This is a genomic window from Marinomonas sp. 5E14-1 (assembly GCF_039939215.1).
Classification (GTDB): Bacteria; Pseudomonadota; Gammaproteobacteria; order Pseudomonadales; family Marinomonadaceae; genus Marinomonas.
This window is the reverse complement of sequence record NZ_JBDXMW010000002.1, coordinates 23,077-46,677: the sequence shown is the minus strand read 5'-3', so window position 1 is coordinate 46,677 and position 23,601 is coordinate 23,077. Positions and strand designations below refer to the sequence as shown.

General features: G+C 41.6%; 29 protein-coding genes. 26 read left to right on the top strand and 3 right to left on the bottom strand.

The genetic code is table 11. From position 1 onward, the window contains the following. Positions 1-4: 4 nt before the first annotated feature. Positions 5-898 carry a DMT family transporter gene (locus ABFY09_RS01870; protein WP_347982597.1) on the bottom strand — a complete coding sequence of 298 codons (894 nt, stop codon included), beginning with the start codon at positions 896-898 and terminating at the stop codon, positions 5-7. Between the two features lie 11 nt (positions 899-909). After that, positions 910-1,803 carry a DMT family transporter gene (locus ABFY09_RS01865; RefSeq protein ID WP_347982596.1) on the bottom strand — a complete coding sequence of 298 codons (894 nt, stop codon included), beginning with the start codon at positions 1,801-1,803 and terminating at the stop codon, positions 910-912. 321 nt (positions 1,804-2,124) lie between these two features. Here ABFY09_RS01865 and rpsF point away from each other — a divergent pair, with 321 nt between their 5' ends. The 7 genes from rpsF (at position 2,125) to ABFY09_RS01830 (ending at position 8,221) form a co-directional block, all read left to right on the top strand. Next, a complete protein-coding gene (gene rpsF / locus ABFY09_RS01860; RefSeq protein ID WP_347982595.1) occupies positions 2,125-2,529 on the top strand; it encodes a 30S ribosomal protein S6 in 405 nt (134 codons plus the stop codon). A gap of 26 nt (positions 2,530-2,555) precedes the next feature. Further along, the gene (gene rpsR, locus ABFY09_RS01855) at positions 2,556-2,786 is read left to right on the top strand and encodes a 30S ribosomal protein S18 (RefSeq protein ID WP_024023215.1); all 231 of its coding nucleotides are present in this window, start codon (positions 2,556-2,558) and stop codon (positions 2,784-2,786) included. A gap of 21 nt (positions 2,787-2,807) precedes the next feature. After that, on the top strand, positions 2,808-3,671 hold the full coding sequence (locus tag ABFY09_RS01850; protein WP_347982594.1) for a hypothetical protein: 864 nt from the start codon (positions 2,808-2,810) through the stop codon (positions 3,669-3,671). Positions 3,672-3,693: 22 nt separating this feature from the next. Next, positions 3,694-4,137 (top strand): 50S ribosomal protein L9, encoded by a 444-nt coding sequence (rplI, locus tag ABFY09_RS01845; RefSeq protein ID WP_317003012.1) that lies wholly within the window; start codon positions 3,694-3,696, stop codon positions 4,135-4,137. Between the two features lie 120 nt (positions 4,138-4,257). Beyond that, positions 4,258-5,634 (top strand): replicative DNA helicase, encoded by a 1,377-nt coding sequence (gene dnaB / locus ABFY09_RS01840; protein ID WP_347982593.1) that lies wholly within the window; start codon positions 4,258-4,260, stop codon positions 5,632-5,634. Between the two features lie 76 nt (positions 5,635-5,710). Then, positions 5,711-6,592 (top strand): glycosyl transferase family 90, encoded by an 882-nt coding sequence (locus ABFY09_RS01835; RefSeq protein WP_347982592.1) that lies wholly within the window; start codon positions 5,711-5,713, stop codon positions 6,590-6,592. A gap of 66 nt (positions 6,593-6,658) precedes the next feature. Continuing rightward, a complete protein-coding gene (locus tag ABFY09_RS01830; protein ID WP_347982591.1) occupies positions 6,659-8,221 on the top strand; it encodes a PAS domain-containing methyl-accepting chemotaxis protein in 1,563 nt (520 codons plus the stop codon). A 346-nt stretch (positions 8,222-8,567) separates the two neighbouring features. On the opposite strand, the gene ABFY09_RS01825 is transcribed toward ABFY09_RS01830, so the two are convergent. Next, the gene (locus tag ABFY09_RS01825) at positions 8,568-8,876 is read right to left on the bottom strand and encodes a phosphoribosyltransferase family protein (protein ID WP_347982590.1); all 309 of its coding nucleotides are present in this window, start codon (positions 8,874-8,876) and stop codon (positions 8,568-8,570) included. 475 nt (positions 8,877-9,351) lie between these two features. Between ABFY09_RS01825 and bioB the strand changes: the two genes are divergently transcribed. The 19 genes from bioB (at position 9,352) to fliJ (ending at position 22,545) form a co-directional block, all read left to right on the top strand. Beyond that, positions 9,352-10,419, top strand: a complete 1,068-nt coding sequence (bioB, locus tag ABFY09_RS01820; RefSeq protein ID WP_347982589.1) for a biotin synthase BioB — start codon at positions 9,352-9,354, stop codon at positions 10,417-10,419. Then, on the top strand, positions 10,403-10,534 hold the full coding sequence (locus ABFY09_RS01815) for a hypothetical protein (RefSeq protein ID WP_347982588.1): 132 nt from the start codon (positions 10,403-10,405) through the stop codon (positions 10,532-10,534). The genes bioB and ABFY09_RS01815 overlap by 17 nt, the downstream gene beginning before the upstream one ends. Positions 10,535-10,570: 36 nt before the next feature. After that, positions 10,571-10,705, top strand: a complete 135-nt coding sequence (locus ABFY09_RS01810) for a hypothetical protein (RefSeq protein WP_347982587.1) — start codon at positions 10,571-10,573, stop codon at positions 10,703-10,705. Positions 10,706-10,723: 18 nt separating this feature from the next. After that, positions 10,724-10,909 (top strand): hypothetical protein, encoded by a 186-nt coding sequence (locus ABFY09_RS01805; RefSeq protein WP_347982586.1) that lies wholly within the window; start codon positions 10,724-10,726, stop codon positions 10,907-10,909. Positions 10,910-10,966: 57 nt separating this feature from the next. Continuing rightward, entirely contained in the window at positions 10,967-11,158 is a 192-nt protein-coding gene (locus tag ABFY09_RS01800) for a hypothetical protein (RefSeq protein WP_347982797.1), read from the top strand. After that, complete coding sequence (locus ABFY09_RS01795; RefSeq protein ID WP_347982796.1) at positions 11,143-11,394, top strand: aminotransferase class I/II-fold pyridoxal phosphate-dependent enzyme; 252 nt, start codon at positions 11,143-11,145, stop codon at positions 11,392-11,394. The genes ABFY09_RS01800 and ABFY09_RS01795 overlap by 16 nt, the downstream gene beginning before the upstream one ends. Positions 11,395-11,403: 9 nt before the next feature. Beyond that, positions 11,404-12,207 carry an alpha/beta fold hydrolase gene (locus ABFY09_RS01790; RefSeq protein ID WP_347982585.1) on the top strand — a complete coding sequence of 268 codons (804 nt, stop codon included), beginning with the start codon at positions 11,404-11,406 and terminating at the stop codon, positions 12,205-12,207. Further along, positions 12,191-12,361 (top strand): hypothetical protein, encoded by a 171-nt coding sequence (locus ABFY09_RS01785; RefSeq protein WP_347982584.1) that lies wholly within the window; start codon positions 12,191-12,193, stop codon positions 12,359-12,361. Before ABFY09_RS01790 ends, ABFY09_RS01785 begins: the two co-directional genes overlap by 17 nt. Before the next feature lie 137 nt (positions 12,362-12,498). Then, positions 12,499-12,939 (top strand): hypothetical protein, encoded by a 441-nt coding sequence (locus ABFY09_RS01780; RefSeq protein WP_347982583.1) that lies wholly within the window; start codon positions 12,499-12,501, stop codon positions 12,937-12,939. Between the two features lie 56 nt (positions 12,940-12,995). Then, complete coding sequence (gene bioD / locus ABFY09_RS01775; protein ID WP_347982582.1) at positions 12,996-13,673, top strand: dethiobiotin synthase; 678 nt, start codon at positions 12,996-12,998, stop codon at positions 13,671-13,673. Positions 13,674-13,769: 96 nt separating this feature from the next. After that, positions 13,770-14,240 carry a helix-turn-helix domain-containing protein gene (locus tag ABFY09_RS01770; protein ID WP_347982581.1) on the top strand — a complete coding sequence of 157 codons (471 nt, stop codon included), beginning with the start codon at positions 13,770-13,772 and terminating at the stop codon, positions 14,238-14,240. Beyond that, positions 14,240-15,394 (top strand): ATP-binding protein, encoded by a 1,155-nt coding sequence (locus ABFY09_RS01765; protein WP_347982580.1) that lies wholly within the window; start codon positions 14,240-14,242, stop codon positions 15,392-15,394. The genes ABFY09_RS01770 and ABFY09_RS01765 overlap by 1 nt, the downstream gene beginning before the upstream one ends. A 1-nt stretch (position 15,395) precedes the next feature. Continuing rightward, positions 15,396-16,742, top strand: a complete 1,347-nt coding sequence (locus ABFY09_RS01760; protein WP_347982579.1) for a sigma-54 dependent transcriptional regulator — start codon at positions 15,396-15,398, stop codon at positions 16,740-16,742. A 104-nt stretch (positions 16,743-16,846) separates the two neighbouring features. Then, complete coding sequence (gene fliE, locus ABFY09_RS01755) at positions 16,847-17,206, top strand: flagellar hook-basal body complex protein FliE (protein WP_347982578.1); 360 nt, start codon at positions 16,847-16,849, stop codon at positions 17,204-17,206. Positions 17,207-17,234: 28 nt separating this feature from the next. Beyond that, positions 17,235-18,902: a flagellar basal-body MS-ring/collar protein FliF gene (gene fliF / locus ABFY09_RS01750; protein ID WP_347982577.1), complete on the top strand. Its 1,668-nt coding sequence runs from the start codon at positions 17,235-17,237 to the stop codon at positions 18,900-18,902. Continuing rightward, on the top strand, positions 18,903-19,913 hold the full coding sequence (fliG, locus tag ABFY09_RS01745) for a flagellar motor switch protein FliG (protein ID WP_347982576.1): 1,011 nt from the start codon (positions 18,903-18,905) through the stop codon (positions 19,911-19,913). Positions 19,914-19,920: 7 nt separating this feature from the next. Then, entirely contained in the window at positions 19,921-20,724 is an 804-nt protein-coding gene (locus ABFY09_RS01740) for a FliH/SctL family protein (RefSeq protein ID WP_347982575.1), read from the top strand. 2 nt (positions 20,725-20,726) lie between these two features. After that, positions 20,727-22,058, top strand: coding sequence for a flagellar protein export ATPase FliI (gene fliI / locus ABFY09_RS01735; RefSeq protein WP_347982574.1), 1,332 nt, complete (start codon positions 20,727-20,729; stop codon positions 22,056-22,058). Between the two features lie 55 nt (positions 22,059-22,113). Continuing rightward, the gene (fliJ, locus tag ABFY09_RS01730; RefSeq protein ID WP_347982573.1) at positions 22,114-22,545 is read left to right on the top strand and encodes a flagellar export protein FliJ; all 432 of its coding nucleotides are present in this window, start codon (positions 22,114-22,116) and stop codon (positions 22,543-22,545) included. The last annotated feature ends 1,056 nt before the right edge of the window (positions 22,546-23,601 follow it).

Here is a 23,601-nt window from a genome sequence, read left to right as displayed (position 1 = left end):
AGCCTTAAATGGCTTGTTGTCGTTTGTTGTGGAGTATTGTCGCCACAAGAATGCCTAAGAAAATAAGCAGAATCCCCGCATAATGAAATCTGAATAGATTTTCTTCTAGAAAAATAACGGAAAGCCCTATGCTGAAAACAGGCAATAAATGGATAAACTGTCCTGCTGTCGCTGCTCCCAGTTTTTGAATGCCAGTGTTCCAGCATAGGAAAGCACCAATTGAGGCGAAAAGCGCCATATATAAGATGATACCTAAGTTTTCGTTTGTTAAATCTGTTAGTTGTGTTTCACCAAATAAAAAGAAAAGGGGGATTTGAATCAGCGTCCCAATAATGGCGGTACTGGTAAAAAAGCCGATCAGAGACATTTCTTTTGGCCTTTTGACGATCAGAATAGAGTAAATTGCCCAACTGACAGTAGCGGCAATAATCCATAAATCACCTTGTGAAATGGTTAGGTGTAAAAAAGTGTCCAAACTTCCACGACTTACTATGGTGATGGCGCCAACAGTGGAAATGAAGATGCCTAGATTTTGCAACCAAGAAGTTTTGTTCCCTAGTAAAAAACTAGCGGTTATTAAAATCATCACAGGCATAATGGAATTCAATAATACAGCATTGGTTACAGTTGTTGAGGTTAGTCCAATGTATAAAAATAGGTTGTAGTTACAAATGCCGAGCCAACCGAAAAGAGTCAGAAGTGGCCAATTGGTAGCGATGATTTTACGTTCTTGCCAGAGTTTTTTATAGGCGAAAGGGAGCAGGATTAAACAGGCTAGGCTCCATCTAAGAAAAGAGATGGTGTAAGGATCTATGCCATTAGAAACTGTTAACCTTCCTAAAATGTAATTGCCAGACCAAAATATAATAGGCAATAGTAAGTAGATAAAAGCTGGCATTGAGTGTCCTTTTATTTTGTTTTTTTAGCCCAATTTTGTACGAAAAGGCCGACGAGGATGCACGCTAGCCCAACTAGAGTAGATTGTAAAATGGGTTCGCCAGCGAATTGAGATAGCCAAATGATTGAAAGCAAAGGCGACAAGAATATTAGATTGGCTACTTGGCTTGTATTAGATGTTAGTTTGAGTGCCTGATTCCATAGCACGAAGCTAAGTCCCATCTCAAATAGACCAATATAAACGGCACTCCACAATCCTTCTTTATTCCAATGAGTGAGTTCGCCCGTCATGGCGGTGTATAGCGTGATTAATGGTAAAGCAAAAGCAAAATTCAATGTCAGGCCGATTAGACTAGGTCGTTTATCTTTTGTATTTAACAACCAATACATTGCCCAGATCACAGTGCTTAAAAGAGCAAAGGTAACACCAATGCCATTAGAAAACTCTAAGGAAGTGATTTGTCCACGAGTTGAAATATAGAGAACGCCAAAATAACACATTGTTGCCGCGACATAATCTGTGGGTTTGAGGCGCTGCTTTAAGATTGGGACAGCCATGAAGCTGAGCATAATCGCCCATGTATAATTGATGGCTTGTGCTTCTTGAGCAGGAAGCATGCTATAGGCTTGAAGCAAAATTAGATAATAAATAAAGGGATTGATAGCCCCAAAAAAGAATGAAGATTTCCAAGACTGTTTGGCTGATGTGAGAAGCTCTTTAAAGTCACCTTTACATGCAATCAGTGCGATTAGAAACACAAGTGATACAGCATTCGCAACAAGGAGCAGTTGTGCGGGTGTTAAATATTTAAGTGATATTGAAAATGCAGTCGCGACAGTCGACCAAAGCAAAACAGCGCCGAGTCCGAATAAAATAGCTTGAGTATTATTAGAGAGAGTTTTCATCTGTATTTGTCTAATCCTTAACTAAGATAAAACCATACTAGAGGCTAATATTTAGCAATATAGAAGGTAGGGATTCTATAGTGCTTTTATTGTCCCTGTAAGTCTTTCTTTCCCTATTTAATTTTGTATTTGTTATTTTATTGACTACTCACTCAAGTGGTTTAGCGCATAATGAGTTGAGTCGACTCTATCTGTATCGATTTCGTTTACTTATTGTTCTCTATTGCTATATAATGCGCGTCCCTGTAAATCAATACTCCTTGTCTCACAGCTTTTTAACAGGGGAAGCGTGGAGACTAAGAACCCATAAGGAGAGCTTAAATGCGTCATTATGAAATCGTCTTTCTGGTTCATCCAGATCAAAGCGAACAAGTACCAGCAATGGTTGAGCGTTACACTAACCTAATCACTGAAGATGGTGGTCAAGTACACCGTCTAGAAGATTGGGGTCGTCGTCAACTAGCTTACCCAATCAACAAAATTCACAAAGCACACTATGTTCTTATGAACGTTGAGTGTTCTGACAGTGTTTTGTCTGAATTGAACGACACTTTCCGCTACAACGATGCGATCATCCGTAACTTGGTGATTCGTCGTAAAGGTGCGGTAACTGACGTATCTCCTATTAAAGCTTCTGAAGGTCGTGAAGATCGTCGTTCTGCTCCTCAACGTGAAGAGCGTAACAACGAAGCGACAACTGAAGTAACTGAAGAATCTGAAGATTAATCAATATTTTTTATTAGGAGACACTCATGGCTCGTTTTTTCCGTCGTCGTAAGTTCTGCCGTTTTACTGCAGAAGGCGTTAAAGAGATCGATTACAAAGATCTAGACACACTGAAAGGTTATGTTACTGAAACTGGTAAAATCGTACCTAGCCGTATCACTGGCACTAAGGCTCGTTACCAGCGTCAGCTAGCGACTGCTATCAAACGCGCTCGCTACATTGCTTTACTTCCTTACACTGATAGCCACTTTAATTAATAGGCTAAAGAAGCGCTTCATATGAGTGGTTTAGCTAAATGGGTAATGAAGAAACGCTTGAACGCCATTATTGGTGTCATGTTGTTTACTTTGATCCCTATGATGTTTTGGCTGGCCGCTGCAACCTTAGGGTTGGTGGTGCTTCGTAAAGGTGTAAAAGAAGGAATACCTGTATTAGCTTGGGGTTGTTTACCAGCACTTGTGTTGTGGGTGCTCCAAGGAGATGCAACGGCGTTATTGGTGTTAGCGGATGTGATGTTGTTGAGCTATTTGCTTAGGTCGACAATGTCATGGAGTTGGGTGTTATTAGTAGGCAGTTTTTTAGCTGTTATTAGCACTCTAGTTCAACCTTTATTAATGGAAAATGTTTTGAATTTGGCGGTTAGTCTTGTTCAGAATGTCTTGTCTTCGGAAGAGGGTGTTGACGTTCCAGATAGGGGTTTGATCTTTGATCAGGCGGTGGTGGCTATATCCATCTTCCAAGTGGTCATTGCTGTTCTTTCTTTGTTCTTGGCAAGAAAGTGGCAAGCAGGGCTCTATAATCCAGGTGGATTACGTACAGAATTTCATCAACTAAGATTGCCAGTGCCATTTAGTTTGGTATTGGGTGGGATGATACTTATCGGAGAAGGCTTAGGCGGCTCCTTTACTGTATTCTCTCAGGCCGTTATACCTGCGTTGGTATTGCCTGGTCTCGCTTTAGTACACGGTATTCTAGCAAAAAAAGAAATTGGGGTTGTTGGACTAATTGCATTTTACCTTGTTGGTTTTTTTGTTCTAAATGTATATTTCGCAAATATTTTGGTCACCTTGTGTGTGATCGACAGCTTTGTAAATATTCGTTCTAGAATTCAAGGTAAATCGTCTGACTCAAGTAATGGCTAATGATTAATTAGAGGTGATCGAGATGGAAGTTATTCTACTCGACAAAGTAAACAAGCTAGGTGGTATTGGCGACGTTGCAGTTGTTAAACCAGGTTATGCTCGTAACTTTTTGATTCCGAACAAAAAAGCTGTAATGGCTACAAAAGCTAACTTGGCTAGCTTTGAAGAGCGTCGTGTAGAGCTTGAAGCTCAAGCTGCTGAGCGTAAAGCTGCTGCAGAAACTCGCGCTACAACACTTGAAGGCAAAACTTTCACTATCGCTGCAAATGCTGGTGATGAAGGTAAGCTTTTCGGTTCTATCGGTACACGTGATATCGCTGATGCAATTTCTGCTGAAGTAGCAGTAGAAAAAGCAGAAGTTCGTCTTCCTGAAGGCGCGATTCGTCACACAGGTGCTTTTGAAGTAGATCTACAGCTTCATCCAGAAGTAGTAGTGACTGTTACTTTGAATGTAACTGCTGAATAATTTAGGTCTCTAAATTATTTGATCAAAGAGGGTGTCTTGCGGATTGCAAGATGCCCTTTTTTTATGGGCGTGATAAGCTAACCTTCCTAATTTTTCTCCGCATTTTTATGGATGTTTTTTGTGCAGCTAAATGATTCTGAAGTCTCTTCTATTAAATTGCCGCCTTATTCTATTGAGGCTGAGCGTTCTGTTGTAGGTGGATTAATGCTGGATCCGCAAGCTTGGGAGAAGGTGTCTGAGCTTGTGATCGCCGATGATTTTTATCGCCCAGAGCATCAACTTATTTTTGCAGTGATTGCTCGCTTAGCCGATGAATCAGAACCCATTGATGTGGTTACGATTGGTGAGCGATTAGATAAGCGTGGTGATTTAGAATCCATCGGCGGTATGGGTTATTTAATCGAAGTGGCGGAAGCAACACCAAGTGCTTCAAACATTGCCTCATACGCCGACATTGTTCGTGAACGATCAATTCTTCGCCGTTTGATCTCGACAACCAACGATATTTCCTCTCGAGCTTTTCATCCTGAAGGAATGACTGCAGCTGAAGTATTGGATGAAGCTGAGCGGAAGATTTTCCAAATTGCGGAAGGTGGAGAGAAAAAGGGCGGTCCTAGAATTGCTGCGGATATCTTAAGTGCCACCGTAGATAAAATTGATGAGCTTTATCATCAAGAAGGCGCTATTACAGGTTTGAGTACAGGATTTACGGATCTAGACGGTATGACGGCAGGAATGCAGAAGTCTGATTTGATTATCGTGGCAGGTCGTCCTTCTATGGGTAAAACGACCTTTGCTATGAACTTGGTGGAAAATGCCACCATGATCACGGATCAACCTGTGATTGTTTTCAGTTTGGAGATGCCATCGGAACAATTGATGATGCGTATGTTGTCATCATTGGGACGTATTGATCAGACTCGAATGAGGTCTGGTCAATTGATACAAGAAGACTGGGATAAGCTCATGTCTGCGGTAAAGATGCTGAAAGATCGAAAGCTGTTTATCGATGATACGGGGGGCATTAGCCCGACAGAAATGCGCTCTCGAGTGCGTCGTATTGCCAGAGAGCACGGAAGTCCCGCGCTGATCATGGTCGATTATCTCCAGTTGATGCAGATTCCTGGCTTTACCGAAGGTCGAACGAATGAAATCTCGGAAATATCTCGATCTCTAAAGGCCATTGCGAAAGAGATGGAATGTCCTGTGGTTGCTCTGTCCCAGCTTAACCGTAGTTTGGAGAATAGGCCCAACAAGCGTCCGGTTAACTCAGACTTGCGTGAATCTGGTGCGATAGAGCAGGATGCGGACGTGATTTCCTTTGTTTATCGTGATGAGGTTTATCATGAAGACACGCCTCATAAAGGAATTGCTGAAATCATCATTGGTAAACAACGTAACGGGCCGATTGGTACTTGCCGTTTGGCGTTTGTGGGGAAATATACTCGCTTTGAAGATTTAGCGCCTGGAGCTTATCAAGATTTTGATGAGGAGTAAGAAGTAAACTATGAGGCCATATAAACACAAGAAATCAAAGTTTAAGTTCTATGTTAGTAATGCTATGAATCATTTTATGCCAGGTTTTATAGTATCTAGCGCTCATAAAAAGTTATTGCTAAGGCTAGAGAGAGAAGATAAGGAGTATATAAAAAGTCGAGTTGATTACTACATAAAGAAAGATGTTAGTTTTGTGCTAAGTGATCAAGCTGTGAGCATTAAAGAGCTCAGTCCTAGGAAAGTAGAATCTGCCTATTATTACGATATGTTAGAAGTGGGAAGGTTTTTTCCAAAGGCTAAATTTTATTATTTATTTGGGGATATTACTTATGTTCCTGATGTACCAAGTTTGTTAAAAAGTCGCCCTATTCAGAATGAAAATCAAAATTCTATTTTACTTAAGCTCAATAAAGTTCGTCACTTTAACTTTATTGAGGATGAAATGACTTATGGGGATAAAGTGGATCAAATTGTGTGGCGAGGGAAGTCTTTTACTACACATCATAGATATGATGTTTGTCGGAAATATTTTAATGCGCCAAATTGTGATATTGCTTTATCAAACCCAGCTAAAAGAACGTATGAAACAGATTTCACACGTGGAAGAATGTCTATTAGCGAACAGCTACAAAATAAGTTTATCTTATCTATGGAAGGCAATGATGTTGCGACGAACTTAAAATGGATTATGTCATCAAATTCGCTTTGTTTTATGCGGCAGCCTCGTTATGAAACTTGGTTTATGGAAGGGACTCTAATACCTGATTTCCATTACGTATTATTAAAGGATGATTTTTCAGATCTACTCGAAAAAGTAAAATTTTATATTGAAAATCCTGATTTGGCGAAAGAGATTATTGCTAATGCAAATGAATATGTTCAACAATTTTTCGATGAAGAACGAGAGCGTTTAATTTCTTTGCTAGTAATGAAAAAATATATTGATTTGAGTCAGTAATATACTAAGAGAAGTTTACATAAAAGAACTGAAGCATAAGTTAAAATATAATTATAAGGGTTTTATATGCGAAAGATGTTAGTTACCAATAAAGAAAATGATTTTCCAGAAAGCTATGTTTTGGTTTCCAGTACGGATGTGAAAGGTCGAATTACTTTTGTTAATGATGCTTTTTGTGCTGTAGCAGGTTATTCATCTGAGGCATTAATTGGGACGCCTCATAACATTATTCGCCATCCTGATGTGCCTTCTGCTGTTTTTGCCGATATGTGGGCAAACCTAAAGCAGGGGAATAGTTGGATGGGGGTTGTCAAAAACCGTTGTGAAAATGGTGACCATTATTGGGTAAGCGCACATGTAAGTCCTTTGTTAGATGGCAATAAAGTCATCGGTTATGAGTCAGTTAGACGAAAGGCGACAAGAGAAGAAATTCAACATGCCCAGAGCATTTATGATCGACTAAATGCGGGAAAAGGCTTGCTGCCTTTTGCAGCGAAAGTCCGCTCTCATTTAGCTAATGCAGTATGGCCTGTATTGGCTGCTTTTGTGTTTTTGGCTGTGGCAGGGCTCACTTCCAACCTATTGATTGTCCAAATACTGTCCTGTGTTTTGGCTGCTTTGGGTGGAGCGTTGTCTTTGTATCAAAGTCAAAGCTTAAATGCTGTTGTTGATGGCTTGCCTAAAGAGTCAAAGAATCCAATTGGCCAATATTTATACTGCAAAATGATTGGCTCTAAAGTCGCCTTTAAGTTTGCCCAAATTCACCAAGAGGCCGCAGGAAATACCTTTAGATATCGCTTGAAGGAAGGTGCAGGGCAGCTTCAAAAGAGAGCGTCAGAATCTAAAGCGAGTGTTACTGCTAACTTAAATAACTTTAATGAGCAGCGCGGCACTTTCCAAAGTGTAGTGGCGTCTAGTTCTCAGTTATTATCCAGTGTGACTCAAGTCGCAACACACGTTAACGTAGCGGTTGAAGCAACTGAGTCTGTTGGTTCTTTGACGGGAGATAGTCGTTTATTAGCGCAGCAAACAGGTAAGACGATGCGCCAAGTTTACAAAGACATCTCGGACGCTAAAAAAGTCGTTGCTGTTTTGGCTGAACGAAGTGACAGCATCAATGAAGTGGTTCACTCTATTAGTGATATCGCCGATCAGACTAACTTATTAGCCTTGAACGCAGCGATTGAGTCTGCTCGAGCAGGCGAAGCGGGAAGAGGTTTTGCGGTAGTGGCGGATGAGGTTCGAGCATTGGCTATCCGTACACAAAATGCGACGCAAAATATCCATACCATGACGGAAGAGTTGAAAAAGAATACTTCTGATGTGACTGAAACAATCGATAAAGGCACTTTGGCTGCGCAACAAGGTGTGGAAAGCGTTAATCAAGTTGCGCAAAAAATGAGTGATATTGAAGTTGCGACTAAGCAGGTGGTTGAAATGACTGCACAGATTAATGCCTCATCAGAAGAGCAGGCGGCAGTAGCCCGTGACTTGAATGATAAAATGGAAGGTGTGGATGCCTTGAGTCTGGATAGTATTCGCAGAGCAGAAAATATTGTGTTGAATATCACGCATATTGAAGAACAAGCTTACGAGCAAAAAAATCTTGCTGAAAGAATGAAGCAGTAAGAGTTTTACTCTTCTAAAGCGGTTTGAAGTTTTTTAAAGCCCCAATGAGATTGTTCTTATTGGGGCTTTTTTTCTGTGTTTCTATTGCTTGAGTTACTCAATAAGGTGATATGCCATCAACGAGAGTGCAGCCATCACTTAATGTAATTCGGCGGCCGTCGACTTTTTCAACGAGATAATGTGGCGTTGGTTGGCCTATTGAGATGTATGGATGCTAAAGAAGTTGTTTGTCTAAATCGACATAATCTTGTGTTGAGCGTGTGTTTTTCATTGAATCGCTTGTCATTATTTTTGTTGCGTACTAAACAATGAAAAAGCCTAAGGCTAAGTTATCCGCTTGGCAGAATTACTTTTCCTTGTCTGGTGTGCGAGCAATAACCCAAACATCAACTCGTTCCGCACCGGCATTTAACAGAAGTTTTGTGCAGCTTTCTATAGTGCTTCCTGTGGTCATGACGTCATCAAATAAAGCGACATGTTTAGCGATAGGGGCTGTCACTTCGTAGAGCTTTGTCTTGTTTTTAAGTCGATCTTTTCGGCTCAGTAAATGCTGAGCTTGGGTGTGTTCTCGTTTCCGAAGTGGATTTTGGCGAACCTGTTGTGGGTATCGCTCACCAAGATGTTGCCGAAGGTTTTTTAGTAAATGATTGGTCATTGTTTTGGTCTGGCAGAAACCACGTTCTTTGATTCTATTCGGGTGGCTCGGAACGTAGATTAGTTGGTCGGGCCAAGAATCTGATGAGTAAGCCTGTATCAGGTGTTCGCTCAATAGATGAGTTAGTGTGCGAATATAGTGATTTCCTTGGTTGAATTTGATGCTATGGATCAGTGTTTTGACTATTCCCTCGAATCGATAAGGTGCGATGCAAAGCTGATATTCAGGAGTGGATGCTTGGCAGTTACCGCAGAGAATGTTCGGAGTTTGGGTGGGGCATTTGCAGTGAAGGCAATGTTGTTCATTTTTCGGAAAGCCTTCGTGACAGTGTTGGCAAAGTGTGCGGTTGCTTTTTCGATTGCAAACATAGCATTGATTTATAAATAAACCGTAGTAAACTCTGTTTATTTTTTGTGTTGACAGATTTATCCAATCCATTAGTATTGCTCCATCCATTTATTCCATTGAGGTCAGTATGTCTATAAATACGTCTGTCGAAAACACCAATGAGCCCCGCTTTGATTGGACTCATGCGGAAGTGAAAGCGCTTTTCGATTTACCATTTATGGATTTACTGTTCCGTGCTCAAACTGTCCATAGAGAAAATTTTACGCCAAATGAAGTGCAGGTGAGTACTCTTTTGTCTATTAAAACCGGGGCTTGCCCTGAAGACTGCAAATATTGCCCGCAAAGTGGTCATTACAATACTAAACTTGAAAAAGAAAAGTTAATGGAAGTTCAAAAGGTGCTTAAAGAAGCGGCTTTGGCAAAAGAAAAGGGCGCGAGTCGTTTTTGTATGGGAGCGGCGTGGAAGCACCCTTCTGAAAAAGATTTTCCTTATGTGCTTGAAATGATCAAAGGTGTTAAGTCATTGGGTTTAGAATCTTGTGTGACATTAGGAACATTAAATGATGATCAAGCTAAGCGATTGTCTGATGTTGGCCTAGATTACTACAATCATAATCTAGACACGTCTGTCGAATATTACGACAGCATTATCACTACTCGAACGTATCAAGATCGTTTGGATACGCTTTCTCGAGTTCGAAATTCTGGTATTAAATTATGTTGTGGTGGCATTATGGGTATGGGCGAAGAGCAAAAAGACCGTGTCGGTTTGTTGCGCCAGCTTTCTCATATGACACCTCACCCAGAAAGTGTGCCAATTAACATGTTGGTGAAAGTTGAAGGTACGCCATTAGAAAATGTAGATGATCTTGATACATTTGAATTCATTCGCACCATTGCAGTAGCGAGAATCATAATGCCTAAATCCCATGTTCGCTTGTCTGCAGGTCGTCAAGGTATGAATGAGCAAACGCAGGCTTTGTGTTTCATGGCGGGTGCAAACTCCATATTTTATGGTGAAAAATTGTTGACGACAGGTAACCCTGAAGCAGACAAAGACATGGCTCTGTTTGCAAAATTAGGTATAAATCCTGAAAAACGAGAAGAGCATTCGGATGAAGCTGTTGCTGAATCTATTGCGACACAAGTCGTGAAGCAAGAAGAGTCTAAGTTGTTTTATGAGGCCAGCGCCTAACAATGCACCTGAGTGGATGTTGGCGTCGCTTCAAGAAAGGCATCAGCAAGACTTAATGCGTCGTCCTTTTGTTCTTGATAACCCACAAAGACCTAACGCAAGAATTAATGGTTAGGAATATAAGGCCTTTTGTTCTAATGATTGTCTTGGTTTGGCTAATCACCCTGCGCTTGTTGCTGTTATGTATGAAGGTGCTTTGCAATACTGTGTGGGCGGTGGTGTTTCGCATTTAGTTTGTGGTCATTTGAAGCCTCATCAGCAACTTGAAGAAGTGTTGGTAGACTGACTTGGCTGCGGCTGAGTTATGTTGTTTAGCACTGGCTATATGGCGAATCTTGGTGTCTTGTCTGCGCTGGCGGGAAAACAACGACCTATTATTCAAGACAAATTGAATCATGCTTCTATGGTTGATGATGCTCATGGCCTGGGGTGTATAGGTGAAAACGGTAAAGGCAGCTTGTCTTTGAGTGGATTGAATTCAACTAGATAGCCCATTTTAGTGGGTGCTTTTGGTAAAGCGTTTGGTGCTTCCGGTGCTTTTGCCGCGATGTCTCATGATTATGCTGATTATTTGACGCAGTTTGCGAGACCTTATGTTTACACTACTTCCATATCTCCTGCGATAGCGTGTGCCACTTTAGCTTCTCTGAAAATTATTCAATCGATGAAGAGCAAGAGAGACGAGATAAGTTGGCTCGCCATATTCAATATTTCCGCCAAAGAATGCAGGCTCTTCTGATTCGATTAATGCCATCTGACACTGCGATCCAGCCGATTATCATTGTTGATAATGGGTTGACGCTAGAAACCATCGAGCGTTTACGCCAACTTAGAATATGGTGTGTCGCTATTCGTCCGCCGACTGTGCCTGTTGGTAGCGCGCGCTTAAGAATTACCTTAAGTGCAGATCACTCAGATGGAGATTTAGTGTTATTATGTGATTCACTCGAACAGATTTTAACATCAGAAGAATAGAGGGATTGCATGCGCGCACGTATTGAAACAGAAGCATTTGGAGATCCAACCCATCAGGCTATTTTTATTGTGTCTGGATGGGCTATGCCGAAAGAAGTTATGCATGCTTTTGCGCAACGTTTAAGTCAGCGTTTTTATGTTGTTTTAGCTAATTTACCTGGTATTTCACTGGACGAGCAATGGATAAGCCGCTCTCGCATTGGCCCAAATTATGATATCGATGCGTTAACAGAGCAGCTGATTGAAGTGGCGCCGAAAAGATCCTGGTGGATTGGTTGGTCTCTTGGTGGAATGGTTTCTACTTATGTGGCGGCTCGCCGTTCTAGTTGTGTGCATGGATTGATTACTTTATCGGCGGCTCCTAGCTTTGTGATTCGAGATAACTACCCAAATGCTATGTCCTTAGATGACTTCGGTGCTTTTTCCTCCTTGATAGAAAACTCACCAGAACAAGGACTTAAGCGTTTTGTTGTTTTACAAACGAAGGGTGCGGAAGATGAACGTGCTCTTATTAAGCAATTACATTCTTTTTTACCGATAAAAATGCTTAATCGTGCCGCGTTAATCGGAGGTCTTAGGTTATTAAAATCTCTTGATGTTCGTCGTGAACTGTCGATTCTAGATTTACCTAACTTGCATATATTCGGCGGTAAGGATGCTTTGGTTTCTGTGCAGAACTTAGAGCAGCAAGTGGATGCAAATCCTCTGCAGCAATCTGTTGTGTTACCTAACTGTGCACATCAGCCCTTTCTTGAAGACGAAGAAACCTGTGTGCGTCATATAGAAAACTTTATAGATGCTAACCAATTATGATGTTTCTCCGTTTAGCTACAAACGGCAATTAGCTAAGCGTTTTGATCGTGCTTCTTTGTTTTACGACACTTATGTCGATTTTCAAAAAATGCTATCGCAATTGCCTGTTGAATCCGTAGATAGAGTTTTGGACCTGGATGCAGGGACTGGATAAGCCTTAGAGCAATTAATTAACCGACTAACGTCTATTTCGTGTGTTGCTTTAGATTTTTCTCGGCAAGTGTTGGGAGTGGCTAATGCGCGATCCTCACATGTACCAAAGATCCATTATGTTTGTGCAGATGCGAGGCTTTGCCTTTCTCTCCAAACATTTTTGATTGTGGTTTCTCAAGTTTGGCTATTCAGTGGTGTTTGAATCCAAGAGATTTATTTCATGAGCTTTATTGTGTGACTCAACCAGGTGTTTTTTTGATTTTTTCGACCTTATTAAAAAGTTTTATGCTTGAGGTTGATCGAGCATGGCAGAACTTGGGTGAGCGAAAGCATGTTTATGAATATATGTCTGAAACGTCTTTACTTGGTTATCCTGAGGCTGATGGGTTTGAGCGAATATCTTCTGAAAAGTCTTGTATCGCTATGCTATTTGAGACGGCAGAGGGTGCGATGCACTCTTTAAAAAAAGTAGGTGCGAGTCTGATTTCGTCAAATGCTCATGTGTTACTTTTCCTGCCAAATGGAAAGCATTTTTACATCAATACGAAGCGCAAAGAGAGGGGGCAGGTATTCCGTTAAGTTATCAGGTGGTGTTTGTTATTGCCCGTAAGTCTATGAATTGTCAGGAGTAATGTGTGAAAAAACGTTTTTTTGTAACCGGCACGGATACAGATGCAGGCAAAACCTTTGTAACTGCAGGATTGTTGGCCGCTGCTAAGCGAGCAGGTGTGAGATCTCTGGGGCTTAAGCCCATTGCAACAGAGGCCCAAAAAGTGGACGGTGCTTTGCGTAATGAAGATGGCTTATTGATTCAACAAGCGAGCAGTGTAGCGTTGCCATATGAGCAAGTGAACCCAGTCGTTTTTGCACAACCAATTGCGCCTCATATTGCAGCGATGCAAGAAAATAGATTGATCACGGCTTCTCGTTTAGAAGGCTTTATTAAAGGTGCTTTGTTAACTCCCCATGAGTTTGCTTTGGTGGAAGGTGCTGGTGGATGGCGTGTTCCTTTAAATGATCGAGAGTTATTGTCTGACGTAGCAAAGCTGCTTGGTTTTCCTGTGATTCTTGTTGTTAATATGAAACTAGGTTGTTTTAATCATGCAATTTTGACAGCAGAATCTATTGCAAGGGATGGGTTGCCTCTCGCTGGTTGGGTTGCAAACACAGGGCCCGAGAAAATGCCATATTATGATGAGAATTTAGAAACCCTTAAGGCCATGCTTTCGGCTCCGCTATTAGAGGCTTTATCTTGGTGTGAGGACGAGAAAGTCTCGCAAAATCAGTTCGATAAATTATTTTTGGCGTTATAATAATTCTCAATAAAACTTGAAAGTTAGAGATGTAAACGCATTATAGTTATAACGTAGATGGGAATGATTGATTTTGTTTAACGCTGGGGTGATGTTGTGAATGCTTGGTTGTGTGGTTTAGATGAAAATGAGTACGCGAGTGTTTCAAGCATCTTAACTTTTATCGGTGTTGAGCACAGCACATCTTTAACTGCCTTTCAATTGCCGGATTTTGTTGTTCTAGGCGAGGAGGTTCAGTCTTTTGAGTTGGATGAAATGCTGCCAATTATCTCTCTAAGTCATTCTATGGAAGTATTTGGTGACTGCAACGTCTGGCTTGCGCCTTTGCCTTGGCGTTCTCAGGCGCTTTCTTCCATCCTTAAAAGCATTAAGCAGTTGCATACTTTTCCGCAAGCCTCTGGCGTGAATTTGAATTTACATGTACGTCATTTGGAGGCCTTGCTGATTCGTCAGGCTTTGGTTTCTACTCAAGGTGTGGTTTCTAAGGCGGCTCAAAACCTGCAAATACAGAGAACCACGCTGATCGAAAAAATGCGTCGATATAATATTGATAAGTCGGAGTTTTAGTGACTAAAGATGAGGAAATAGCGGAATTAAAAGCCGCTTTCAAAGCATTTACTGAATCTTCGGATATTTTGGCGAAATCTTATTTAGATCTTCAGCAAGAAGTTACTCGGTTGTCTTCTCAGTTAGAGAGTGCAGAGCAAGCAAAGCGAGAAGAACAAGATAAAAACCGTATTTTAGTTTTGCAATTCCAGCAATTGTTTGAGTCTATGCCTGTTGGGGTTTTGCTGCTAAGCGAAGAAGGGATGGTTGTAATGGCAAACCCTGTTGCAGAGCGCTTATTCGAACTTTCTTTGGTTGGAAAGTCTTGGGCATCGATTGTACCTTTAAGTTTTCGGCCTCAAGAAGATGACGGACATGATGTGAGTATGGTGACAGGGCGACGAGTGAAAGTAGAGACGGCTTCACTGGGAAATGTGCCAGGTCAGTTGGTGATTTTGGTTGATCTAACGGAAGCTTATTTGCTGCAGAAGAAACTTAATCATCATGAGCGTTTGTCTAATATGGGAAAAATGGTTGCGGCACTGGCTCACCAGATTAGGACGCCTCTCTCTTCGGCCACTTTGTACGCGGGGCATTTGCAAAAGCCAGAACTTGCCTCTGTGATGCGTCAAACCTTCGCTAATAAATTGGTAGATCGATTATCTAATATAGAGAAGCAAATCCGTGATATGCTGATTTTTTCTCGTAGTGAAATTAAATTAGATGAAACCGTAAGTGCTAATCTCTTTATTTCAGAGTTGGCAGATCATTGCCAAGAAATCACAGAACAGAAAAATATGCTTTTCGAGGTCAGTGGTGAAGAATTCCCTGATACAGATTATATTCAATGTAATAAAGAGACCTTATTGGGTGCTTTGTTGAATTTGCTAAATAATGCCATTGATGCTCAGTCAGAAGGCTCGACTGTTAAGTTGGGGTGGCGTAGTCAGAAGGGCAACCTAACGCTGATGTTTAAAGATCGCGGTGTGGGAATGTCGAAAGAACATTTGGAATATGTGCAAGAAGGCTTTGTTACAACAAAGCAGCATGGAACTGGATTGGGTCTTATGGTGGTGAAAGCCATAGCAAGGGCTCATCATGGAAAATTTGAAATAGACAGTATAGAGGGGGCTGGAACAACAGCCAGTCTGACACTTCCTCTTGTAAGGGTATAGCATGTCTGATGTTCGTTTATTGATAGTGGAAGATGATAAAGGGTTGGCAGAGGCATTAGAAGATACGCTTATGCTGGCCAGTTACCAATGTAAAATGGTTTATAGTGCCGAAGAAGCTGTGCTTGCTCTGAAGCATAATCCGTTTGATATGGTTGTATCAGATGTGAATTTACCTGGCATGGATGGTTATGGGCTGCTTCATCATGTGGTCGATACTTATCCTGAGTTGCCTATTATGCTTATGACCGCCTATGGCGATATTGCTCATGCAGTAGAAGCTATGCGAGATGGCGCGGTCGATTATTTATTGAAGCCATTCAAAGAAGAAGAATTGCTGAGTGCGATTGCCAAATATACGATTAAATCGTCCTCTTCTTCTAATAGCCAACCAATTGCACAAGACCCTTCCAGTGTGGCATTGCTTGAACTTGCAAAACGCGTTGCTGTTACAGATTCAACAGTATTAGTTTGTGGCGAAAGTGGTACTGGTAAAGAAGTGTTGGCGCATTATATTCATCAAGAATCGAATCGATCTAATGCACCTTTTGTGGCGATTAACTGTGCAGCGATACCTGAAAATATGCTGGAAGCAATCTTGTTTGGTTATGAAAAAGGCGCTTACACCGGAGCGGTTTCTTCACAAGCAGGTAAATTTGAGCAAGCCAATGGCGGTACTTTGCTGCTAGATGAAATTACTGAAATGGATGTTGGCTTGCAGGCTAAGCTGTTACGGGTTTTGCAAGAGCAGGAAGTGGAGCGTTTAGGTGGAAAAAAAGCGATTCCTCTTGATGTCCGTATTCTTGCTACCACAAACCGAGACTTAGCAGATTACGTGCGTGAAGGTGGTTTTAGGGAAGATCTATATTATCGATTGAATGTTTTTCCTCTTCGTTGGTCGCCAATTCGTGAGCGTAAGGGAGACATACTACCCATTGCGCAGCATTTGTTAGCTAAGCATGCCGCTAAGATGCGTATTGCGTCAGCGGCTTTTAAACCATCGGCGCAGAGCAAATTAGAGTCACATCCCTGGCCTGGCAATGTGCGAGAACTTGATAACGTCATCCAGCGTGCGCTTATATTGAGCCCAAATGCCCAAATTAGTGAGGAGCACATCGCTTTTGATATGATGAGTTTGTCGCCTTCTAGCCCAGAAGTTGAGGAAGAAAAAGACAGCGTTGCTTCTATTCTGGGTAAAGGTGTACAACAGCACGAATTTCGTATTATTGCTCAAGCTTTAATTGATGCAAACGGTAAGCGTAAGGTGGTTGCTGACAAGCTGGGCATTAGTCCTCGAACCTTGCGTTATAAAATTGCAAAAATGCGCGAAAGCGGCATAGACGTGGATTGATTTTTGTATCTTGTTTCAATTAACTTTATGCTAAGCTTAACTAATCATAAAAGTTGAACGAATCTGTGTTAAATTGTGTAGATGTAGTTTTTTAGGTGAGTAGCATGGTTACTGGTCGACCAGACATTAATCAAGTGTTGTCCCAAATGCGGGAAATGCAATCGCAAGTTCGTGCGCCGAATTCTCCTGCCTCTAATATTGCAAATGTTGGTGAGGTCGAAGGGGTTCAGGCAGTAGAACGTGCTGATTTTGCTGAGATGCTAAAAAACGCAGTGAACAATGTGAACACACTGCAAAAAGATGCAACCCAGTTAGCTCAATCGTATGAACGTGGTGACGAAGGGGTTGATTTGCCTCAAGTTATGATTGGCCTGCAAAAATCAAGTGTGTCATTTGAAGCTATGACGCAGGTGCGTAATAAACTTGTCGATGCGTACGAAAAAATCATGAATATGCCGATATAGGCATTTATAAACCGCTTGGCGCTTTTTAATGGATAATGTCCCTGCAGAACAGTCAGAACAAAAACTCTATTTAGAGTTGGTTACAGGCTTTAATAAGCTGACAGTGATTCGTCAGCTTGCATTAATGGTCGGATTGGCGGCCTCTATAGCAATAGGTTTATCGGCGGTTCTTTGGAGTAACGGTCCAGAGTACAAGCCAGTCTTAAGTAGTATTACTGATTACAATGCAGATCAAATCGTTGAGCTTCTCAGTACAAATAATATTCCTTTCAAGTTAGATGAAAACACGGGTGCTTTACTCGTTGAATCTGATTTCTACCATCAAGCACGTCTTAAATTAGCTGGTTCAGGTATCGTTTCCGACAACATTGTTGGCATGGAAATTATGGATCAAGAGCAAAGTTTAGGGACTTCCCAGTTCGTTGAAACCACTCGGTATCGACGAGGTTTAGAAGGGGAGCTAAGCCGTACAATTACCAGTCTTCAAAGTATCAAAAGTGCTCGTGTGCACTTGGCTATCCCTAAAGAATCTGTGTTTGTTCGAGATACTCGTAAGCCTTCTGCCTCTGTATTTTTAGAGCTTTACCCTGGAAGGCGTTTAGATCGAAGTCAGGTCGAAGCAATTGTTAATCTTGTTGCTTCTAGTATCTCGCAACTGAGTGATAAAGATGTCACGGTTGTGGATCAGCGTGGTACTTTATTAACAGAGAAAGATGTTGATTCGGAACTGTCTGTTGCAGGTAAGCAGTTTGAATACACTCGTAGAGTGGAAGATGTTCTTCTACAGCGTGTTAATAACATACTTGGTCCTGTGATTGGTCAAGGGCGTTTTAAGGCCGAAGTGTCTGCCGATGTTGACTTCACTGCAATTGAGAAGACAGATGAGCAATATAACCCTGATTTGCTGGCTTTGCGTAGCGAACAAACATTAAGAGAGAATCGTAATGGTGCGAATACCAGCGGTATTCCTGGTGCTTTAACGAATCAGCCTCCTGGTGCTGTGTCTATTCCAGAAGCTGTAGATGAAAATGGCGCACCTATTGGCGGAAGTAATCCGGCCAATGCTCAATCTCGTGAAGAAACAACGCGTAACTTTGAGTTAGACAGAAGTATTAGTTACACCAAGCGTCAACAGGGAACGGTTAGACGATTATCGGTTGCGGTTGTAGTTGATGATTTGGTGAGTCTAGATTCTGAAGCATCCGCTTTAATTCGTACTCCTTGGAGTGATGATGAGTTGGGGCGTTTAACTTTATTGGTCCGAGATGCAGTTGGTTATGATCCTTCTCGTGGTGACAGTGTTAGTGTGATTAACTCACCTTTTGCAGTGCCTGACCCAGTTGAACCAGAAACAGAAATTCCTTTCTATCAACAAACTTGGTTCTTGAACCTATTGCAACCGACATTGGTTGGAATATTTATTTTAATACTTTTATTGGTTGTGGTCCGCCCAATTCTGAAAGCGCTTAACGAACAGAATAAAATCGCTGTGGCAGATGATACGGAAGCGGCTATTTTCTCTGACGAAACAGACGAAATTGCTGATGATCAGGTATCCTTGGTTAGTGCAGAAGACATATTAGTGCCAGGCTCTCCTGAAAAAATTGAACGACAGCTAAACGCAATCCGCGGTTTGATAGCGGAAGAACCGGAGCGTGTGGCGCAAGTTGTTAAACAATGGGTTATGGAAAAATAAATGAGTAGTACAGGTCAAGGCGAATTAAGTTCAGTTGAAAAAGCGGCAGTGCTTCTTATGTCGTTAGGTGAATCTGACGCTGCACAAATTCTGAAGCATATGGGGCCAAAAGAAGTTCAAAAAATAGGTCAGACCATGTCGCAATTGGCTAATGTGCAGCGGCATCAAGTCGAAAAAGTTTTAGATGATTTTCTAGTGTTAGTAGGAGATCAAACCGGTTTAGGGTTAGGGGCCGATGGCTATATTCGGAACATGTTAAGAGAGGCTCTTGGTGAAGAAAAAGCAGGTAGTTTAATAGACAGGATTTTATTGGGCGGGAACACCACAGGTTTGGATACTCTAAAGTGGATGGAGTCTCGCGCTGTCGCTGATGTGATTCGTTATGAGCACCCTCAGATTCAAGCTATTGTTATTTCCTATCTAGATCCAGATCAAGCAGCGGACATCTTAGCAAACTTTGATGAACGCGTTCGTTTAGATATTGTGTTGCGTGTTTCTGCCCTAGAAACGGTTCAGCCAGCAGCATTGAAGGAGTTGAATGATATACTGGAGCGTCAGTTCTCTGGTAATCAATCTACTCAATCTACCACTATTGGTGGTATTCGCACAGCAGCCAATATTATGAACTTTATTGATAGTACAGTAGAGTCTGAGCTCATGGAGTCTATCCGAGATGTTGATGAAGATTTAGCTAATACAATTCAAGATTTGATGTTTGTATTTGATAACTTATCAGAAGTTGATGATCGTGGTATTCAGGTTATTCTTCGTGAAGTAGAGTCGGAAACATTGATTTTAGCATTGAAGGGAGCAGACCCAGATATGCAAGAGAAAATTTTCAAAAATATGTCTTCTCGTGCTGCCGATATGCTGAAAGACGATTTGGAATCCAAAGGTCCTGTTCGTGTTAGTGAAGTTGAGGTCGCTCAAAAAGAAATATTAGCTGTTGCCAGACGCCTTGCAGATAACGGAGAAATTGCTCTAGGTGGCGGTGGCGAGAAGATGGTTTAGTTAGCTTATGTCGGATCAAGATAATGATAAGCCTGAGCGTAAACTAACCGCTTATGAGCGATGGGAACTGCCTCATCTAGATCATGATGCTCCAGTGAATTCTGGACCTGCGATCTTAGTGCAAAAAGACGCTGTTGTAATGACAGAAGAAGTTGATCAAGACTCTCTGGTGTACGAGCCTTTAACTGCCTCTCAATTAGAAGAAATCCGTTCCGCCGCTTATGAGGAAGGTTTTATTCAAGGTGAAGAGGAAGGTCATCAAAAAGGCTATGATGACGGTTTCTCCAAGGGAGAAGTGAATGGTTTTGAAAAAGGCCATGAAGAGGGCTTGACTGTTGGCATTGAGGAAGGAAGAGACAAAGCTAAGCTTGATGCGCAATCTCAATTCGCTTCTGCTGAGATTCTTTTGGCTGAACTTGTTAAGGAAATCACTCGACCACTAGAAGACAGTCGCGGTGCGGTTGAAGCCTTGTTATATCAATCTATGGAGAGAATGATAGAAAATGTATGTCTTTCAAAGTTAAGTCAAGATGGTCATCAGACTCTAAAAGAACAGTTATCACGTGTATTTGATGAAATCGGAGAGTACGAAGGGCGCATTCGCATTCTTTTGCATCCAGATGACGTTTCGGCTCTCGACTCTTTAGGTGTTAAAGAACGACTGACTTGTCAGATTGATATAGATGACACCTTAATCAGTGGAAGCTTCGTTGTTGACTCTAAAACTTTTCATATAGATGGCCGAGTGGAGCAGCGTTTAGAATCTGTGTTTGATGAACTTCGCCAACTTTCCCTATCTGAAAATAATTAATTGTGTCTACTTTAGCCGAGCGTTTAAGCAAACTGAATAGTGTTTCAATAGATCCGCTATTGCCTCAACGAGAAGGTAAAGTGACTCGTATGATCGGTCTTACTATGGAGGCTGTTGGGTGTGTTGTCGCGCTTGGTGATCGCTGCTCTGTTCAAGTTGGTCGGAATCGCTGGGTTGAGTCCGAGGTTGTCGGTTTTACAGGCGATTTAACCTATCTCATGCCAACTGAAGCGATTGAAGGTATTTCTCCTGGAGCCCGAGTCCGGCCGCTACTAGAAGACAGTAAAATGCCCGTTGGGGATGAACTGTTAGGACGAGTTGTGAATGGCTTAGGTAAACCTCTGGATGGAAAAGGGCCAATAAAAACTTCAGATGCTGTTAGCTTGCATGGCGATGTTATTAACCCACTTCAGCGTAAACCTATTCATGAACCGTTAGATGTTGGTATTAAAACCATTAACAGTTTGCTGACAGTTGGCAAAGGACAGCGTTTGGGGCTTTTTGCTGGTAGTGGCGTTGGTAAAAGTATGCTTCTGGGCATGATGACACGCTTTACCGAAGCGGATGTTACGGTTGTTGGCCTAATTGGCGAGCGTGGTCGAGAAGTGAAAGAATTTATCGATCAGATCTTAGGTGAAGAAGGTTTAGCGCGTTCTGTTGTTGTCGCTTCACCAGCCGATGATTCTGCATTGATGCGCTTGCGTGCAGCAATGTTGGCAACGCGTATTGCTGAATACTACCGAGATCAAGGTAAAAATGTACTTTTGCTTATGGATTCTCTGACTCGTTATGCGCAGGCGCAGCGTGAAATAGCACTGTCTGTAGGAGAGCCTCCAGCCACGAAAGGCTATCCACCTTCCGTATTTTCAAAGTTGCCTCAACTTGTTGAGCGAGCCGGTAATGGGCGTGACGGAAGCGGCTCTGTTACCGCTTTTTATACAGTATTAACTGAAGGTGACGATCAACAAGACCCTATTGCCGATGCTTCTCGCGCTATTCTTGATGGACACATTGTTCTTTCCCGTCGTTTAGCTGAAGAAGGGCATTATCCAGCGATTGATATAGAGGCATCTATTTCTCGTGCTATGCCTCAAATAGTCAGTGAAGATCACCTGTATGGCGCAATGAGAGTTAAGCAGCTTTATTCTAAGTTCCAGCAGAATCAAGATTTAATTTCGGTTGGGGCATATGCGAAAGGAAGTGATCCTGATTTAGATCAGGCCATTATCCAGATGCCTGAAATACGGAGCTTCCTTCAGCAAACTTTGACTGAGAGTTTTACTATAGACCAGAGTTTAGAAGCTTTAGTTACCGCTATGACGAAAGAGCAGTAGACGAAAGCGCTTAAAGCGGTCTACTATTTAGTCAATCATTTGATGGATTATGAGCATGAAGAAGTCGCATCGTATGCAAATTTTGGTGGATCTTGCAAAACGTAAAGAAGATGCTGCGGCTCAGCAATTAGCTCGTGATAAGGCAAAAGTTGAGCAAGACGTACAAAAGCTAGATGAGCTAAAAGAATACGCAGGTCAATATGAATCAGAGCGGAACTTACTCGGCTTAGGTGCTTATTTAACCACTAACTATCAACACTTTGTTGACCGTGTTCAACAGGCCATTTTACAGCAAGAAGCGACCATTGGTCGTGCTGAACAGCAAGCTGATATGAGCATGCGTGGTTGGTTGCAAGCAAGAGCCAATACAAAAAGCATGGACTGGTTGAAAGAGAAAAATCATAAGGCTGAGTTAATGGTCGAGGTGAAGCAAGAGCAGCGTCAAAGTGATGAGTTTGCGATGCGCCGTTTCTTAGATCGCTCTTAGTTATTTTTAATACAAAACACGCCATGTCTGGGTAACGGCTTTATTGATAGGTGCTCGTTTATTACTGGTGTGAAAGCTGCATTTTATGAATATGCTTGTATGTCTCAGGTTGGTTTAGAATATTTTGACGCTTCCTTGATTTTTTCAATTAGAAGCTCAACTTAATGATTTTTAAGAAGTTTTCAATCTCGATTCACCTTTTTTGCCGCTGTAGACGGTCTTTTGTTGTCTGGTTCTCCTTATTCTTCTGACTATCATGTTGTCTTTTTATCGGCTACTGATGCCCGCTTCAAGTGTTTGTTGGGCTTCAGTTTGGTTTAGATAGAGTTTTGCAGCTTTCTCCTGTTTATTTCTCGATCGTCCTGTTTGGGCTTTTTTATGTTCTTTGAATAGTGATGGAAAAGCAGATGTTACATATTCTGATTATAGTGCTGTTCTAAGTTCAGAAATGCCTAAATTTTTAGTTGGCGAGTATTTGGCTTATTGTTTACATCGTAAACAATAAGTATAAAAAAGGTCAGTCTGTTGGCTCCTATTGTTAATAGTATAGATGCTCGACTATACGAAGATGAAAAAGATGATGTTGTTTTACCTATACGGTACGGTGGTGTTTTTTATGAGATTGTTGGTCGTTGTGAGACGTTTAGTTTACCTTGTTTTTAGAGCGTGATTATTTACCTTTTTTGTATTAAAACGAAGCGATTAAGAGGGGGCAAATAGGACAATGTTTCGCTTTGCTTTACTGTAAGGTTCAGGAAGTTGAGGGTGTTTGCTCTTTGTTTAACGTGCAAAAGTTTTGGACCAAAAATATTTGGCTAGGGCAAGGTGGATTGCCGTATATAGAGTCTTGGTTGATAGACATAAGACGGTTTTCTTATTCTTTGGTTACTAATAGTTTGCTTAAGTCTGAGCCTAAAGATGGTTATTATGTAGAGTGTGCTTTTGCTAATATTATATGATTGAGGTGGATCTTGTGTCAGCTCTAGGCTTTTATCGAACGCCTTTTTTCTATTTAGGTTTTGAGAGTGAATCATGGCTGCCGATTAAATTGGTGAT